The 16396-nt window shown below is 60.0% G+C and carries 14 protein-coding genes and 1 rRNA gene; 5 read left to right on the top strand and 10 right to left on the bottom strand.

The features are described from left to right. The first annotated feature begins 2 nt into the window (after positions 1 to 2). From D8M21_RS09150 to D8M21_RS09140, 3 genes are all read left to right on the top strand, one after another. Entirely contained in the window at positions 3 to 1148 is a 1146-nt protein-coding gene (locus D8M21_RS09150) for a bifunctional 2-methylcitrate synthase/citrate synthase (RefSeq protein ID WP_048678956.1), read from the top strand. A 97-nt stretch (positions 1149 to 1245) separates the two neighbouring features. Further along, positions 1246 to 2283 (top strand): Dyp-type peroxidase, encoded by a 1038-nt coding sequence (locus D8M21_RS09145; protein ID WP_065424218.1) that lies wholly within the window; start codon positions 1246 to 1248, stop codon positions 2281 to 2283. Positions 2284 to 2355: 72 nt separating this feature from the next. Further along, positions 2356 to 3165: a family 1 encapsulin nanocompartment shell protein gene (locus D8M21_RS09140; RefSeq protein WP_048678959.1), complete on the top strand. Its 810-nt coding sequence runs from the start codon at positions 2356 to 2358 to the stop codon at positions 3163 to 3165. 13 nt (positions 3166 to 3178) lie between these two features. Here D8M21_RS09140 and xerD read toward each other — a convergent pair whose 3' ends face one another. Both xerD and D8M21_RS09130 read right to left on the bottom strand, forming a co-directional pair. After that, complete coding sequence (gene xerD, locus D8M21_RS09135; protein ID WP_048678962.1) at positions 3179 to 4165, bottom strand: site-specific tyrosine recombinase XerD; 987 nt, start codon at positions 4163 to 4165, stop codon at positions 3179 to 3181. Then, on the bottom strand, positions 4158 to 4856 hold the full coding sequence (locus tag D8M21_RS09130; protein ID WP_082156648.1) for an NUDIX domain-containing protein: 699 nt from the start codon (positions 4854 to 4856) through the stop codon (positions 4158 to 4160). The genes xerD and D8M21_RS09130 overlap by 8 nt, the downstream gene beginning before the upstream one ends. Before the next feature lie 519 nt (positions 4857 to 5375). Here D8M21_RS09130 and D8M21_RS09125 point away from each other — a divergent pair. Together D8M21_RS09125 and D8M21_RS09120 are read left to right on the top strand one after the other, a co-directional pair. Next, on the top strand, positions 5376 to 7421 hold the full coding sequence (locus D8M21_RS09125; protein WP_048678965.1) for a hypothetical protein: 2046 nt from the start codon (positions 5376 to 5378) through the stop codon (positions 7419 to 7421). After that, positions 7418 to 8077: an ABC transporter ATP-binding protein gene (locus tag D8M21_RS09120; RefSeq protein WP_202975618.1), complete on the top strand. Its 660-nt coding sequence runs from the start codon at positions 7418 to 7420 to the stop codon at positions 8075 to 8077. The genes D8M21_RS09125 and D8M21_RS09120 overlap by 4 nt, the downstream gene beginning before the upstream one ends. Before the next feature lie 93 nt (positions 8078 to 8170). Here the strand turns inward: D8M21_RS09120 and D8M21_RS09115 are convergent, their stop codons facing one another. The 8 genes from D8M21_RS09115 to rrf all read right to left on the bottom strand — a co-directional run bounded on the left by D8M21_RS09115 (position 8171) and on the right by rrf (position 16396). Next, positions 8171 to 9868 (bottom strand): CTP synthase, encoded by a 1698-nt coding sequence (locus D8M21_RS09115; protein WP_048678966.1) that lies wholly within the window; start codon positions 9866 to 9868, stop codon positions 8171 to 8173. 54 nt (positions 9869 to 9922) lie between these two features. Next, the gene (gene recN, locus D8M21_RS09110) at positions 9923 to 11647 is read right to left on the bottom strand and encodes a DNA repair protein RecN (protein ID WP_048678969.1); all 1725 of its coding nucleotides are present in this window, start codon (positions 11645 to 11647) and stop codon (positions 9923 to 9925) included. Then, positions 11644 to 12600 (bottom strand): NAD kinase, encoded by a 957-nt coding sequence (locus tag D8M21_RS09105; protein ID WP_048678972.1) that lies wholly within the window; start codon positions 12598 to 12600, stop codon positions 11644 to 11646. The genes recN and D8M21_RS09105 overlap by 4 nt, the downstream gene beginning before the upstream one ends. A gap of 119 nt (positions 12601 to 12719) precedes the next feature. Continuing rightward, complete coding sequence (locus D8M21_RS09100; protein WP_082156649.1) at positions 12720 to 13475, bottom strand: TlyA family RNA methyltransferase; 756 nt, start codon at positions 13473 to 13475, stop codon at positions 12720 to 12722. Further along, complete coding sequence (locus tag D8M21_RS09095) at positions 13472 to 13756, bottom strand: hypothetical protein (protein ID WP_048678978.1); 285 nt, start codon at positions 13754 to 13756, stop codon at positions 13472 to 13474. Before D8M21_RS09095 ends, D8M21_RS09100 begins: the two co-directional genes overlap by 4 nt. Further along, positions 13753 to 14751: an HAD-IIA family hydrolase gene (locus tag D8M21_RS09090; protein WP_048678980.1), complete on the bottom strand. Its 999-nt coding sequence runs from the start codon at positions 14749 to 14751 to the stop codon at positions 13753 to 13755. Before D8M21_RS09090 ends, D8M21_RS09095 begins: the two co-directional genes overlap by 4 nt. A 7-nt stretch (positions 14752 to 14758) precedes the next feature. Beyond that, on the bottom strand, positions 14759 to 16003 hold the full coding sequence (locus D8M21_RS09085; RefSeq protein WP_126855824.1) for a hypothetical protein: 1245 nt from the start codon (positions 16001 to 16003) through the stop codon (positions 14759 to 14761). A 275-nt stretch (positions 16004 to 16278) separates the two neighbouring features. Continuing rightward, positions 16279 to 16396 (bottom strand): 5S ribosomal RNA (rrf, locus tag D8M21_RS09080).

Below are 16396 nucleotides of genomic sequence, written 5' to 3'. Positions count from 1 at the left end.
ACATGACGACTCAGCACAACGACATCAAAAAAGGCCTGGCCGGCGTCGTCGCCGACACGACCGCCATTTCCAAGGTCAATCCCGAAACCAATTCGTTGCTGTATCGCGGCTACCCCGTTCAGGAACTCGCCGCGAACTGCTCCTTTGAAGAAGTAGCTCTTTTGCTCTGGAACGGCGATCTTCCCTCGGAGGAAGAACTGCGCGAATTTCAGGACTTCGAGCGCTCGCACCGTGAGCTCACCCCAGAGCTCAAGGCCGTCATCGACGCTTTACCCACCGATTGCCACCCGATGGATGTCTGCCGCACGGCGGTTTCTGTCTTGGGTGCGCAGGACCCTGACTCCGAAGAGCAGTCCGCGGAAACCAACCTGGTCAAGGCCAAGAAACTGTTTGCGGCCATGCCCGCCGTCGTCGCATACGACCAACGACGTCGTCATGGCGAACCCCTGATCGCTCCCCGTGAGGATCTCGACTACTGCGACAACTTCCTGTACATGACTTTTGGCGACGTTGCGGCTCCCGAGGTCAAAACGGCGTTCCAGGTGTCGATGGTTCTGTACGCCGAGCACTCCTTCAATTGTTCGACCTTTACCGCTCGGACTATCGCGTCCTCCTTGGCGGACATGCATTCAGCCGTGACAGGTGCCATCGGCGCTCTCAAGGGACCCCTCCACGGTGGTGCCAATGAGGCCGTCATGGAGACGTTCGACGAGATCGGTATCCGTAAGGATGAATCCGAAGACGACGCCGAAGCTCGCTCCAAGGAATGGATGGACGAGGCGCTGGCTCAGAAGAAGAAGGTCATGGGATTCGGTCACCGAGTGTATAAGAACGGTGATTCCCGCGTTCCCACGATGCAGTCGGCACTATTCGACATGATCCGTTACTACGACCGTGGAGAAATGCTGGGCCTGTACAACGGACTTGCCCGGTCGATGGACGAAGCCAAGGGGATCAAGCCAAATCTCGATTACCCCGCCGGGCCGACTTATCACTTGATGGGCTTTGATACCCAGACCTTCACTCCGCTCTTCGTCGCGGCACGCATGACGGGATGGACCGCTCACATCATGGAACAGCTCGCGAATAACTCCTTGATTCGCCCGCTTTCGGAATATGACGGTCCGGACGAACGCCACGTCCAGTAGAACTGTGGCGTCTGACGACGGGCCTGGGCGCAAAAACGCGGCCGGGCCCGTTTGCGGCGTACAGTGATCAATAGTTCACGAAAAGGATGTGAAATCTATGGTGACTCAAAAGGTTGTCGCAACGCCGCCCAAATCATCCATTTTTCTGACATTAACTATTCACCCCGGTTCCGAATCCTCGGTCCTCGGGCTTTTACCTGCGGTGTCCGGACTCACCCGCTCTGTCGGCTTCCGACACCCCGATGCAGAACTCCTCAATGTCGTCGGAATCGGTTCCGAGGCATGGGACCGCCTGCTACCGAATGCGCACCGTCCTCAGCACCTCCATCCATTTCGTGAGCTGACCGGTCACCCTCATCACGCCCCTTCCACGCCCGGCGACCTGCTCTTCCACATCCGTGGGCGAACGCCAGACATGTGCTTCGAACTCGCACGGGTCCTCATGGAGAAATTTGGTCCCTACACTTCCGTAGAAGACGAGGTCCACGCCTTCAAATATTTTGATGAACGTGACCTCCTCGGTTTCGTGGATGGAACCGAAAATCCAGAAAATGACGAAGCTTACGACGCCGTGCTCATCGATGATGATCCGGAATTCGACGGAGGGAGCTACGTGCATGTCCAAAAATACGTCCATGACTTAGCCGCTTGGGATTCCATCACCGTCGAAGAGCAAGAACGGGTGATCGGACGGACCAAGTCTGACGACCTCGAATTTCCCGATGATGAAAAACCCTCCAATTCACATCTGGCGCTCAATGACGTGAGCGATGATGAGGGCAACGACCTCGATATTCTTCGCTACAACATGGCCTTCGGAGATTTCAGCAGCGGTGACATGGGCACGTATTTCATCGGCTACGCCAAAGATCCAGGCGTGACCGAGCAGATGCTGGAGAACATGTTCCTCGGAGATCCACCGGGAAACTACGACCGTATCCTGGACTTCTCGACCGCCCAGACGGGGGCCCTATTCTTCGTGCCGAGCATCGATCTCCTCGACGATATCGATGCCCTCACAGAAGGCTCCCCAGCCTCCACCAACGAACCAGCACCTTCGACGCCGCTCCCAACCGATACCGAATCCGGCGACCATCCCCCCGAGGGGTTCACCGTCGGACGCCTCCAAGCCTGAACCACAACCCATCGTCCCGCGACCTGTCGCGGGACTTCCGGCCGGATATCACCGGCGCGCAAAGGAGAAGACATGACCAGCAGCAATCTTCACCGCGAACTTGCCCCCGTCTCTCAGGCCGCATGGGCCGAGATCGAGGAAGAAGCCATTCGAACCTTTAGCCGAAACATCGCCGGCCGACGCGTCGTCGACATGCCCGAGCCACAGGGAACCGCCTTCTCATCGCTTGCGGCGGGACACGTGACCGACGGGCGAGAGATCGTCCCCGGCGCACAGACCCGTAGCCGCGATGTCATTCCAGTCCTCGAAGTCAAGGTCCCGTTTACCGTGACGCGCCAGGCCGTCGACGACGTATTGCGCGGTTCCGTGGACTCCGACTGGCAACCGGTCAAGGACGCGGCCACAACCATCGCGGCCGCCGAGGACACCGTGGTATTCCACGGCTACGACCAGCTCGGCATGACGGGAATGGTCGATGCCAGCTCCAACGAACCGATCGCAATCCCTGAGGACGTCCGCGACTTGCCGCGATCCGTCGCCCAAGCCCTGACACGGCTTCGTCTCGCCGGAGTCGAGGGGCCGTACACCCTCGTGGTGTCCGCGGACCTGTACACAGCCATCTCCGAAACCACGGATCACGGTTACCCGATCCTCGAACACCTTCAACGAGTGCTCAAGGAGGACGGGAAAATCATCTGGGCGCCTGCGCTCAACGGCGCGCTGGTCGTCACGACTCGCGGCGGCGATTTCGAGTTGCACCTGGGCGTTGACCTTTCCATCGGGTACGACTCCCATGACGCGCAGAACGTGCACCTTTACCTCCAGGAGACCTTTGCCTTCCGAGTCGCCTCGGACGAGGCCTCAGTTCCGCTGACCGCCTAGGTCAGCGGAACTATTAGCCGACCGCGCGCGGGTGGCTCGTAAGGAACACCTCCCGGAGAGTGTCCGCAGTCACCCGCGTGTAGATCTGTGTGGTCGTCAGCGAGGAGTGTCCGAGCAGTTCTTGCACAACGCGAATATCCGCTCCGCCTTCAATCAGGTGAGTTGCAAAAGAATGCCGCAATGTATGTGGCGAAAGCTCTTCGGTGACGTTCGCCCTGGCGGCCGCCTTTTTCAATATCAGCCACGCCCCTTGCCGTGTGAGACGACCGCCCCGGGCGTTCAGGAAAAGTGCGGGCGTAGCCGACCCTTTGGCCGCGAAAAGCGGACGGGCACGCACCAGGTACGCGCTCACTGCGTCGACGGCGTAGGAGCCCACCGGGACTAGCCGCTGTTTACCACCCTTGCCTTCGAGGCGGGCTGCGCCGCCCAGCCCGTTGGGGTCTTCCGTTCCTCCCGCTTCACCCGCGAATTCGGAAGAGAGATCGTCTCGGTCAATTCCGACGGCCTCGGAGATTCGCGCGCCGGTGGAATAAAGGAATTCGAGGAGCGCAGCATCTCGAAGCCCCGCTGGGGTCTCCCGATCAGGAGCCTCCAGGATGCGCGCCACGGTATCCACGGGCAGGGCCTTCGGTAGGCGCTCCCCCGCACTCGGCGGGTTGACCGTCGCCGCGGGATCATCCTCGGTGATTCCTTCGAGAACCCAAAATTTGTGAAGCCCCCGCGCTGAAACGACACCTCGGGCCACACTGCGGGTCGACAAGCCACATCCGCCCTCGGAGGCGGGCCGTGCCATGTGTTGGACGTAGTCCCGCACGTCGTCGGTCGTGATGTCCTGGGGGCTCTGGACGGAACGTTGTTCGGTCAGGAAGTCGAGGTATCGGCCGAGATCTCTCCGGTACGAGGCCAGAGTATTGGCCGAGAGGCCGCGTTCGACCGTGAGGTGCTGGAGATATCGCTGGACGGGACGTTCAAACCCGGCCGGTACGTCGAGCTTAGGCATCGGAGGATGTGCGGAGGTTCGGATGCGCAGGCCATGGTTCGTTGGGCGCACGAAGGTCTTGATGGCCGCGTTGAAGGCTCGCGTAAGCGGCCAGGATCGCAATATTCGCCGACGGCGAATGCAACCGGGAGGTTAGCACCGCGGTGACAGCTTCCTCCAGAGGGACCCAACGGGTGACAATTTCGGCTTCTTCGCCTTCCCGTTCCGTGCGGTCCTCGGGTGCCATTTCCCCGATGCCCCGAGCCAAAAAGATCCTATTGGCTTCGGTCGAGCAACCCGGTGAATTATTGAATTCCGCGAGAGTATGCCACGTGTCCGCGGTGAGATCGGTTTCTTCGGCTAGTTCCCGTTGAGCGGCCGCCAGCGGCTCTTCCCCTTCGATATCGAGAAGGCCGGCGGGAATTTCCCAGAGGTTCATGCCGACCGGCTGCCGATACTGGTTGATCAAGAGGATTTCGTTCCGGTCATTGAGCGCCGCGATGGCCACGGCACCGGGATGACGCAAGTAGTCACGGTTGAGAATCTCTGCAGACTTCTCCGGACGGAGACGAATGCGGTCCCGCACGACGTCGAATATCGCACCCTCAACAAGGGTTTCGCTGGCGACCAGTTCCCGCGGATTGACATGGTCTTGGAGCACGTATCCGTCACCGACTTGAGGTTCCGGGGTAGCTGCGTCGTTATCCGTCATGCCCCCAGGGTACACAGGAGTACACGGTTGAGCGCTGGTCTTTGGCAGGGGCGGCACCCGGCAAACTTCGCCGCGCGACGACGGCCAGTGACCGCGCCGGGCCTGCCGCCCCTGGACGGTATGTCTCGCGACGAAGAGCCTCAATCTGCAGGCCATCGAGTAAGTGTGGCTTTCGAGACCCTTCACGAGAAAACTGCTGCCCCACTTGGGGATTCTTCAGAAATAGACAGTCTAACTAATTACTTACACGCAGAGATTAACCATCCACTCCACAAAACAATACCGATCACATTGCGTCTTGTATTAAACTTTTTTCACCCAGCTGGATCAACATACGAGAGGTAAATAATTGTGAAGCGAACAATATTGCCCTTTGGAGTAGTCGCACTTGCCACCCCTGAATCCTTCACATGCGCAGGCTCATGACAATGACTCTGCCCCACAAACTTGGACACGAAATAAGGCTTACTGGGACTACTGCTAATCTCACCCCAGCACGCAATTAACTTTAATAGGAACATGGAATTTACGAAAAGATTCTTCACTTTGCTTTTCGTTCCGCTGGCGGCAGCCGTCTTTTCCTTCGCAACACTCTGGCTTTCCGAGACCGATGCTCCACTGGTGGGGAGGAATGTGCTTTCCATATCCTCCGACATCACGAGTCCCCGAGCTGACACTCCGACCTCCAGTCCGGAGTTCCTACGCACGCTAGAGACTGAGGCGAAAAGCCGGCACCTTAACATCGCTCGGCTCTCGGATAACGCCGAGTCGCCTGCCAGCGGGGCGGAGCTGCAGGTCCTGATCACGCAACCGCAGCATCCTTCGCAGAAAATTTTGACCGACGGATACTCGCCCTTTAACGCTGGATACGACGTCGTGGTGAAACCATGGGATTCTTCGCAACAGGATCCCCGTGCGTTCTATCTCCTTTTCGGAGATGCCCAGGCGATGGAAGGTCTGGACGATGCGCTTGCTGCACAGGGATACACGGTACGACAGTTTGATCGCTACTCGTTCGATGAAGTTTTGGGGCAAAATATTGGCTCTCCCTTATCCTTTGCCTTGATAGCCAGCCTCGTGGCGGCGTCTTGTTTCTCTTGTGCCATGACTTTGGTGAGCGCCAAGAAGGTCGCACGGCTGCGGCTCGCTGGTTGGTCCGTCGGGCGAATTCTGGGTCATGATTTCTGCAGCGGGGCTGTCCCATACCTTGCCGGACTCCTGGTGACCACCGGGATTACTGCCTTATTTTTGACCTTCTACAATGGGCTCGCCTCATTCGGTATTTATCTTGCCGTCTTGGGATCTTTCGCCACAGTATTCATAGCCGCGGTCATTGTGTCCCGGTTTCTTGCTTTGGGGTTGCTGTACCTCGTTCCGGTGCCCGCAACGCTGACGGGCAAGAGGCCGGTGAAATCGTTGTATGGGTTGCTCTGCCTACTGAAAATCACCTGTGTCACGCTTCTTCTGGTCTCGCTCGGTGCTTGGTACGGCCAATTTGGTCTGGCAACTTCGCATCTCAGGGCCTTCGAACAATGGAAAGAAACACCCGAGGCCGCATTTTTGCCGGTCAACGGTCCCACCTGGAGTCAAGCGGAAGATCAGCTCATCACGGACTGGCTCGTCTCTGAACTTCGGCATGGGAATGTGATCATCAGCCATTCGCAAGTCCGTCAGCACGTTCCGAACGACGACGCCGTCATCGAGTCCAGTTACCCCGCCGTCTACGTAAATCCCGAATACCTGAGACACCACAGAATCCACGGAGTCTCGGATCACGTCGCGCTCGAGGAGATGGAACGTTCAAAGACCGCCCTGGCCTTCAAACCCTATGGTGCACCAGCCGAAAATCTCACTGTGGACGATCTCATCCCCGGCATGGAGCTACCTGCTCTTAAGGTCGTGGACACGGATACGACGGGCGACGTCTTCACCCATGGAGATTTGACTCACGAGAAGAAGGAATTCGTCGAGAACCCCCTAGTGGTGGTCTTGCCCGATCACGTCCTCATCGAAAACCCCAGGGCGATCTCTGCATGGGTGACAGATGGCGGCCTTTTGGTGAGAGACGCAGAGGCCGCATCGAACCGTCTCCGTGAGTCCACCGCGGAACGCTACTTCAATCCTCCAACGCCCGGCTCGACGTACCAGGCACATGCCCTCAAATTGACCATAGCCGATCTTCAAGCCACTGGATCCGCAATCGTGGTCTATGCGTTACTCGTCGTGTTCTCGTGTCTAGCTTTCGCGGCTACCTATGCGGCGGCCCGTAAGGACCAGCTATTCCGAAGGCACCTCTTCGGTTGGAACCCAATGCTCGCTGCCGGCCCAGCTTTCGCAGGAATTGGCGCGGTGTGGTTATCATTCCCGGCTGTCATCGGGCATCTGATACATCAAGCCCAAGATCCCATGGCCCTGATCTCTCAGTCCTCACTGGAAGTCATGGGGTACATCAGGTTCCTCTTCGTCGCAGGGCTGTGCGTAGGCGCCGTCGTCCTCCTCCTAGCAGGAACGGGGATCCTTGTTTTCTCCCGACGGGCCGTTCTAGAGAAAGGACGAATTCATTGACGCCCTACCTTCATTTCGCCTCTGAGTACATGGAACTCGGGGGCCGGACTCTATGGAGTTCCCTCGAGATATCGGCCGAACCCGGTGAGATGGTAGCCCTCATGGGTCCTTCGGGGTCAGGTAAGACGACGCTCCTCAACTGCTTGGGTGCACTAACCCGTCCGTCCACCGGTTCACTCACGGTCGGTGGCGTCGAGGTACATCCGGCCTCGAGCGCCGTGAGACGTAAATTTCGACGCGACCACGTCGGATATCTGTTCCAGAATTTCGCTCTAGTCGAGTCGGAATCCGTGGAGAAGAATATCGTTGATCCGCTGCGGATCATGCCCCGAAGGCGCCGCCCAAGCGCCTCGGACATCTCGCAGGCCCTGAATAGTCTCGGCCTGGTGGGCAGGGAAAAGGATAAGGTCTGCGGGCTCTCCGGCGGCGAACAACAGAGGGTGGCGCTTGCCGCCGTTCTCGTCAAGAAGCCCTCGTTGATCCTGGCGGATGAACCGACGGGGTCTCTCGACGACGCGAATGCACGGGTCATCATCGAATCCGTGCGGCGTCTCACCGATCAGGGAGCCTGTGCCGTGATCGCTACCCACGATCACGATGTCGCTCGATCCTGCGATCGGGTCGTAAATCTCCAAAAGTTCACGGTGTCGGCGTGATGCTGAAAAGCTAAAATGAAGGACCGCCGTCAACCCGTTCCCGGGGAGACAGCGGTCCTTCAATCTTCAGGGGAAAACTCTGCTGGTTGTGGCTTATTTGAGACGATCGAGCGCCGCCGCCACCAGACCGCTGAACAGCGGGTGGGAGCGCGTGGGCCGCGAAAGCAATTCGGGGTGCGCCTGAGTCGCCACATAGTAGGGATGCTCCGAGGCCGGCAATTCTACGAACTCTACCAATCGGCCGTCGGGGCTGGTCCCGGAAATCACCAAGCCCGCTTTTTCGAGGTCGTCCCGGTAGGCGTTGTTGACCTCGTAGCGGTGGCGGTGCCGCTCCTCGACCTCGGTTGCGCCATACGCCGCCGCAGTCACGGAACCTTCAGCCAACGTGGCCGGGTACAGGCCAAGACGCATGGTTCCGCCGAGATCCCCCGCTCCCTCAACGAACTGCTTCTGTTCTTCCATCGTCGCGATCAACGGGGTCGACGTCTCGGGCTCAAACTCCGTGGACGATGCGTCCTCGAGTCCGACGACGTTGCGCGCGTATTCAATCACCATGCATTGAAGTCCCAAGCACAGGCCGAGAGCGGGAATCCCGTTCTCCCGGGCGTAGCGAAGCGCGCCAAGTTTGCCCTCGAGGCCACGGATTCCGAAGCCTCCCGGGACGCAGATGGCGTCCACGTCAGCGAGTTGGTGTGCCGCGCCTTCTGGCTGGGCGCACAGATCCGAGGCGATCCACTTGAGCTTGACCTTCGCATCATTAGCGAAACCACCCGCGCGTAGTGCCTCAGAAACCGAGAGATAGGCGTCGGGCAGGTCGATGTACTTACCCACCAAACCGACCGTGACTTCGTGCGTCGGCTCGTGGACCACTTTGAGGAGCTTGTCCCACTCCTCAAAGTCGGCCTCCTGATAATCCAACCCGAGGTAATCCAAAACGTAGGTGTCCAAGTCTTGGTGGAACAAGGTTTTCGGGATGTCGTAGATGCTCGGGGCGTCGGGGCAGGAGATGACGGCCTCGGTGTCGACGTCGCACGCTCCCCCGACCTTGGCCTTGAGGGATTCCGGGATATCTTGCACGCACCGCAAGACGAGCGCATCGGGGATGATCCCCAAGCCACGCAACGCCGCAACGGAGTGCTGGGTGGGCTTGGTCTTCAGCTCACCCGAGGGGCCGATGTATGGAATCAGCGAGACGTGAAGGAAGAAGACGTTTTTGCGCCCAACGTCACGGCGAACCTGACGAGCTGCTTCAAGGAATGGCTGGGACTCGATATCTCCGACGGTTCCACCGATTTCGGTGATGATGATGTCCGGGGCATCAGCGTCGCCGGTCGCCCGACGGCGCATTCGTGCCTTGATTTCGTCGGTGATGTGCGGGATGACCTGAACCGTATCGCCCAAATACTCGCCTCGACGCTCCTTGGCGATCACGGTCGAGTACACCTGGCCGGTCGTTACGTTCGCGGAAGCGTCGAGGTTTTCGTCGAGAAAACGTTCGTAGTGACCGATGTCGAGATCGGTTTCTGCGCCGTCGTCCGTGACGAACACTTCGCCGTGTTGGAAGGGGTTCATTGTGCCCGGATCGACGTTGAGATACGGATCGAGCTTTTGCATCGTCACGGAGAGTCCGCGCGAGCGAAGGAGGCGGCCCAAGCTTGACGCCGTCAGGCCTTTACCAAGAGAGGATGCGACACCGCCCGTCACGAAGATCTGACGAGTCACTTTTTCGTCGCGTTGAGAAGTTGCCGAGGATGTCTGCTTATCGTTCACCACGGAATTCAAGCCTATCACGAGGGGTTTCCATCGCACCGGTCGTGGACCGGGCAGACGGCTGACGAGTGCCAATCACAGCTGACCGGCGGATTTGAGAAGTTCTTTAGCGTGGGCCCTGGCGGCCTCGGAATCGGCGTGTCCCGCTAACATGCGAGCGAGTTCGACGATTCGGCCTTCGGCATCGAGGACGTTGACGTCACTCACCGTCGAGTCACTCGATTTGAGCACCAAAACGTGTCGGTCAGCGTAGGCGGCAACCTGCGGAAGGTGAGTCACCACGAGTACTTGAACATGCTGAGCCAAGTGAGCGAGGCGTTTTCCTATTTCTACCGCTGCCTTGCCGCCGACACCGGAGTCAACCTCATCGAAAATGAAGGTGGGCACCGGGTCCACTTCGGCCAAGACAACTTCGAGGGCCAGCATGACTCGGGACAATTCGCCACCCGACGCCCCCTTGCCGAGGGGTCGGGGCTGAGCTCCTTCGTGAGGAGCCAGCTTGAAAGACACTGTGTCCTTGCCATCGGGCCCAAATTTTTCAGCTTCCGCAATCTCGACGACGAGGGAGGCGTTGGGCATCGCGAGAGCCTTCAACTCAGTAGACACAGCGCCAGAGAGCCTCTTTGCGGCCGCGGTACGCATTTCCATCAGTTCGAGAGATTGGGCCTGCATATTTTTGCGCAGCGTCCGAAGCTTTTCCTCCAACGCTTCAGAGCGGGCAGGATCGTCCGTGAGCTGTTCGAGCCGGGCCCGGTTCGTTTCTGCCCACTCGAGGACCTCGGGGATGTCCGCCCCGTATTTTCGTGTCAACTTCTTCAGAGCCGCACGCCGCGCTTCGACTTCGGTCAACCGCCCGGATGATTCGGCGTTGAGGTCGGAAAGGTACCCCGAAAGTTCTTCACCGATGTCGGTGGCCTGAATCATGAGTTCGCGGACCCGCTGGGCTAGAGCGGCGAGCGCGGCGTCGTCGTCGGCCTCCTGCGCGAGTGCCCGATGAGCGGAGTCCAAGAGCACCGACACGGTGGTAGCTTCCACATCCGAGTCGCCCCCACCGACCAAAGCGGACTGGGCAACCCCGGCCGCGGTTCGGAGCTGTTCGACGTTGGTCAATCGGGCAGATTCGGCATCAAGGCTTTCTTCCTCGCCCGGTTGCGGCTTGACGGCATCAATTTCTTTGAGCGCCTGGCTCAGGCTTTGGGCTTCGAAAGCGCGAGCGCGCGCGTTCTCCCGAACTTCCCGCAATTCCCGTGCAGAGGCACGGTACTCCTCATAGTTCTTGTGATATTCGTCGAGTTTCTTGGCGAGTTTGTTGCCAGCGTAGGCGTCGAGCGCGGACCGTTGGGCCTCCGCGGAGCGCAACCGGAGTTGGTCGGATTGGCCGTGGACGGCCACGAGGGTTTCGCCCACCCGAGATAACACGCCGATGGGAGCAGCGGCCCCGCCGACGGTGGCCCGTGAGCGTCCGGTGGCGTTGACGGTTCTGGAGACGATGAGTTCTTGGGGCAGGCGTTCCGAGTACTCGTCGGATTCGATGGTGTGGGCCTCTCCACCGGCCTCCTCCGTAAGGGCCAGGGCGGCGTGCCCCTCAGGAAGGCGCACTACGGCCTGGGAAAGTGCCGAACGCGCACCGGAGCGAACGGCCGCGGCATCGGACCGCGCGCCAAGAAGCATCCCCAGTGCGGTCACGACCATCGTTTTACCGGCGCCCGTCTCCCCCGTCAGCACGGACAGCCCCGGGCCGAGGGGAAGGGTCGCGTCGGTGATGACACCGAGATCGCGAATGTGGATTTCTTCGATCATGGTTGCTCCGTTCCCTCAGTGTCGGGCAGGTTCCGTTCGGCGACGTCCATGCGGTCCACGGGTCCGCGCCAGCCTCGGGTTGGTAGGTCGAATTTTCGCACCAGCCGCTCTGAGAACGGCGCGGGGTGAATTCGAGCGAGCCGAACCGGCTTATCGGACCTTCTGACTTCGATTCTGGAACCTGGCGGCAATTCGGTGGTGCGGCGACCGTCGCACCAAAGAACACCGAAGTGACCGTTCGTCGGCAAGATCTCCACCGCCATGGTTGAGGTCGGTGCCGTCACCATGGGACGAGAGAACAAGGCATGGGCGCTGAGGGGAACCATGAGCATGGCCTCGACCTCAGGCCACACGATTGGCCCACCACCGGAAAAGGCATATGCGGTGGACCCCGTGGGTGTGGCCATGACGACGCCGTCGCATCCGAACGTACTGAGGGGCCGGCCGTCTACCTCAATCACGACCTCGACCATTTTCTCCCGGTTCCCCTTTTCCACGGAAGCCTCGTTGAGCGCCCAGGTGTGATTCAGAATCTGACCGGAATTCCAGACCAGAATATCGATCGCCATACGCTCTTCGACCGTGTATGAGCGATTGACGATGTGGTCTACGGTTTCGTCCAGGTCGCTTCGTTCCGATTCGGCAAGAAAGCCGACGTGGCCGAGGTTGACGCCGATCAGAGGAATGTTGGTGTGCCGGATGATTTCGGCGGCGCGCAAGATGGACCCATCGCCTCCGAGAACGACGCCGAGTTCGATATCGTCCAGCGGAACGTTGTCGTTGATGACTTGGACGCCCACGGCTTCAGCTTCGGTTCCACGCAAGATTTGGAGGTCCGTGCGGCTCATGACCGGGGTGAGGCCCGCCTCATGAAGGCGCACACACGCTTGAGTCGCCGCAGCGGTTGCCTCGGGGCGACCCGTATGCGCGAACAGAAGTATCTTGCGGCTCATGCTCTTTTGCCTTCCGATGAGGGGCGATGGGAACTCCCGGTCAGTTCCGTAGTCCTACCCTAGGCGAGAGGACTGACACTTTAAGGTTCCTTCGCGCCGGGGTGATTTCCATGGCGTCGTCATGACTCTGCTTCCGAGAGGGCGCCCGGCTGACGTAAGAGCAGAAAGTGTTCGCGGTTTCCGTTCTGACCAGGTAACTCGGAGGGGCGTTCGTCCTCGATGACGAGTCCGAGGCTCCGCGCTGCTCGTCGAACAGACTCGATGCCGGCTTCACGATCGGCGTCGCTTTTCACCAAGCCGCCCTTACCCAGTTTCGACCGACCGACCTCAAATTGGGGTTTAACCATGAGAATCAGTGCGCCTCCCGGGCGGGTGACGCGGGCGAGGGGCTCGATCACCAGCGTCAGGGAGATGAAGGAGAGGTCTCCTACGACAAGGTCCACCGTTCCCCCGATGTCCTCGATCGTCAGAGAACGAACGTTGAGGCCTTCCATCGAGACGACTCGCGGATCGGCCCGGACACGCGGGTCAAGTTGCCCGTGCCCGACGTCGACCGCCGCGACCTGCTCGGCACCAGCCTCTAAAAGAACCTGGGTAAAGCCACCCGTTGAAGCTCCAGCATCGAGGCATCGACAGCCCCGTACCGCCACCTGGGGGAATGCTCGAAGGGCCCCGGCCAGCTTATGCCCGGCGCGGCTGACATATTCTCGTGTGGCAGGTTCCTGCACGACGACGCTGTCGTGCTCTCCCACAGGGCGCGAAGGCTTGCTCACGGTGCGACCGTTCACCTCGACACGGCCGGCAGCTATGGCCTTAGCGGCTAAAGTCCTGGACGCTACATGGCCGCGGGCGACGAGCCACTGGTCCAGCCTCACGATTCCCTCGATTGAGACTCTGCGCTTTCCGCCTGTCGGTTGGCGCGCGGTATCAGGCCCTCGGGCAAGGAACTCGGATCCCGGTCGAGCATCTTCCGAATCTGAGCATGTAGTTGTTCGTAAACCGCTACGTGCTCATCAACGGGTGTTTCTTCCAAGCGGTCGAGGAGACGGTCCAAGCTGTCTTCCGTACCTAGCTGCGCAAAGTCATGTAGCGCGTCGGAGTGCTCGTTGCGTCCTTCGACGTCGGGTCCGGCGTCGTCGCGCGGAGTCTCGCTCATGCACGAATCACCCGTGCCGACGTCGCGGTCTCGGCCTCTGGGCGGGCAGCCCACCACGCGGCCGCGGCCGTCCGAACTATTTTGACCTCGGGGACGGAATCGTGCGCTACGACGTTCACGGAGTCATCTTGCACGGTCGCGGAGACCTGGTCACCGAGGCGAGCCACGATGGCGTCACCGGAATAGTCCACGCGTGGTTCGTCGTACTCGGTAAAGAGTTCCCGGAGCGTTCCGACCACGTAGGTGGGACGCTCGGCAACACGAGCATTCACGATGTCGTCCCCAGTCTGCACCCCGGTCATGACGGCAATGCTGGGCAGGCCGGCCTGTTGTGCACCGAGGATATCGGTATCCAAACGATCCCCTATTACCACGGGAGAGCTCACGCCGAGCCGGTCCGTGATCGTTGAGAATATGGTGGAGCCGGGCTTACCGGCAACACGTGGCGTACGACCGGTGGCTGCGGCGACCGCATGAACCAGAGTTCCATTCCCGGGTGCAATACCGCGTTCCTTGGGGATCGTCATATCGGTGTTAGACACGATCCAGAGGACGTCACGGTTCGCCAGGAGGTACGAGGCTTCCGCCAGGTCCTGCCATCCCAGTGCTGGTTCGAATCCTTGAAGGACAGCACGCGGCTGGTCTCCGAACCCCACGACTTCAAGACCTACCTCTCGGGCGCAATCTGCCAGAGCCGAGGATCCGCAGATGGCGACGGGCGTCCCTTCTCCCAGCTCCCCGACCGCCAAGCTGGCCGCCGACTGTGCCGCGCTGATGACATGGTCCGCATCGACGGACAACCCGAGAGAGCGAAGATGCTCTGCGACGGTTTCCACGGACCTCGAGGCATTATTGGTCACGTACGCGACTTCAATGCCCTGCTCAGACGCTGTGTTTAGTGAGTCCACCGCACCGTCGATCGGGTGAGGGCCCGCGTATACGACGCCGTCGAGGTCCGAGAGAATCGCATCAAATGCAGAAATCAGCGAAGGCATGGAGGGTTTAGTCGTCCTTCCGTTCGGGTTCCTGGATCGGCTCGGATTCGGGATCCTTCCCGGTCTCGTCCTCTACCGAGGCGACCCCGTCGGCGACGGCGGACTCCGAAGGAGTGAATTCTTCGTGCTCAGTCTCGGAAAGGTCATCCGTGGGTTGCGGCTCTCGAGTCTGGCGCTGCTCGATCATGGCCTCGTCAAGATCTACGCCCTGTTCTCCCGTTGCGGTATCGACCGACTCCTCATCCGGCAGAACATCGATTTCGTAAATTTCCGGGTCTTCAAACTGGCCCTGACCCAGAGCGGCTTCGGCGACGACGGCGAGTCGGGCCCAAGACGCCGCATCCTTCGTCTCCCCCATTTCTTCGAGCAAGTCCGCGTAGGCGCTGAAGAGTCGCGGGCTGTAAGAAAATGCTTTCTGACGGTTCAATTCAGGAATTTCCAAGGCCTTCTTGGCTGTGGCAAGGTCCCCACGATCACGATGAATTCCCGCGACGACCATGGCCAACTCGACCTTTTCCGCGCCGCGAAGATCCGAGAGTTCAGGGTCACTCGCGGTCTCGAGGGCCTTGTCGATCCGCCCCAAAGCACGCTCGCAGTCGACGATCAAAGCGATGTGCTCGTGCGAACCCGTCATCCGGCGATGCGTGCGCAGCTCACGGAGCGCAACGTCAAAACGTTCAGCAACATACGCTGCGATGGCGGCTCCTTCACGCACTGCGGCAACGCGCCCACCTCGACGGACCGCTGCCTGCGCATGCTCGAGAGCAAATTCGGGATCGACCTCAAGGTACTGGCTTGCCATGACCAGGTGCTTGGCGACGACGTCGGCGTTGTCCTTCTCCAGGACGCGCAACTCGCTCAGCACGGAGCGGTCGAGTTCCCGACCGGTAACCTCCTCATCGATTTCCGGAGCCTTTGGGCGCGACGGGCGATAGCCGTCACGATTCGAGCGCTGGTCGCGCTGACCACGATCAAAGCGACCCGCCGGATCCTGATCCTTCCGGCGGGGGTCACGGTCTGACCTGTCATAAGGTTGACGATCGTTGAAGCGACGATCACGGTCCCCGCTTCTGCTCCCGGCTCCGCGGTCATCCCGACGCCGTTGGCCACCGCTCCGGTCGTATCCGCCGCTGCGTCCGTATCCACCGTTACGGTCAGAGTTACTCCCCCGACCACGCCCTTCCTGGCCCGAACGGCGGTACTGCTGGCGGTCATTCCCGCGCTCCGAATGCCTACGATCGTCGTCAGCCAAGCTGCTTCTCCTCTATGTACGTAGTACGTGATCTCTGGTAACCCCGAGAGCCCACGTGGTTCTCCTGGAAAGTTTACGCACCTTGGGGCCTGTTCGGCATATCGCGGTTCAGAGTTGGCTCATGATGTACGACTCGTCATGCGTCTCAGGTCGGAGCGTCCACAAACGAGACCATGGCGTTCGTCGGCATTAATGGAACGGGTGTTAAATAAAAAAGGAGGAGAAGCGTCCACACCCCAACACAGGGCACAAACACTTCTCCTCCACAAAAATATTTTCGGCGGCGACCTACTCTCCCACACACCTACCGGGTGCAGTACCATCAGCGCTAAGAGCCTTAACTACCGGGTTCGGAATGAGACCGGGTGTACCCCTCTTGCCATAACCACCGAA

It is taken from the genome of Kocuria sp. HSID16901, from assembly GCF_003989425.1.
In the GTDB taxonomy this organism is placed as follows: domain Bacteria; phylum Actinomycetota; class Actinomycetes; order Actinomycetales; family Micrococcaceae; genus Rothia; species Rothia massiliensis.
The sequence above is the reverse complement of the archived record's forward strand: the minus strand, read 5'-3'. Positions and strand labels throughout refer to the sequence as shown.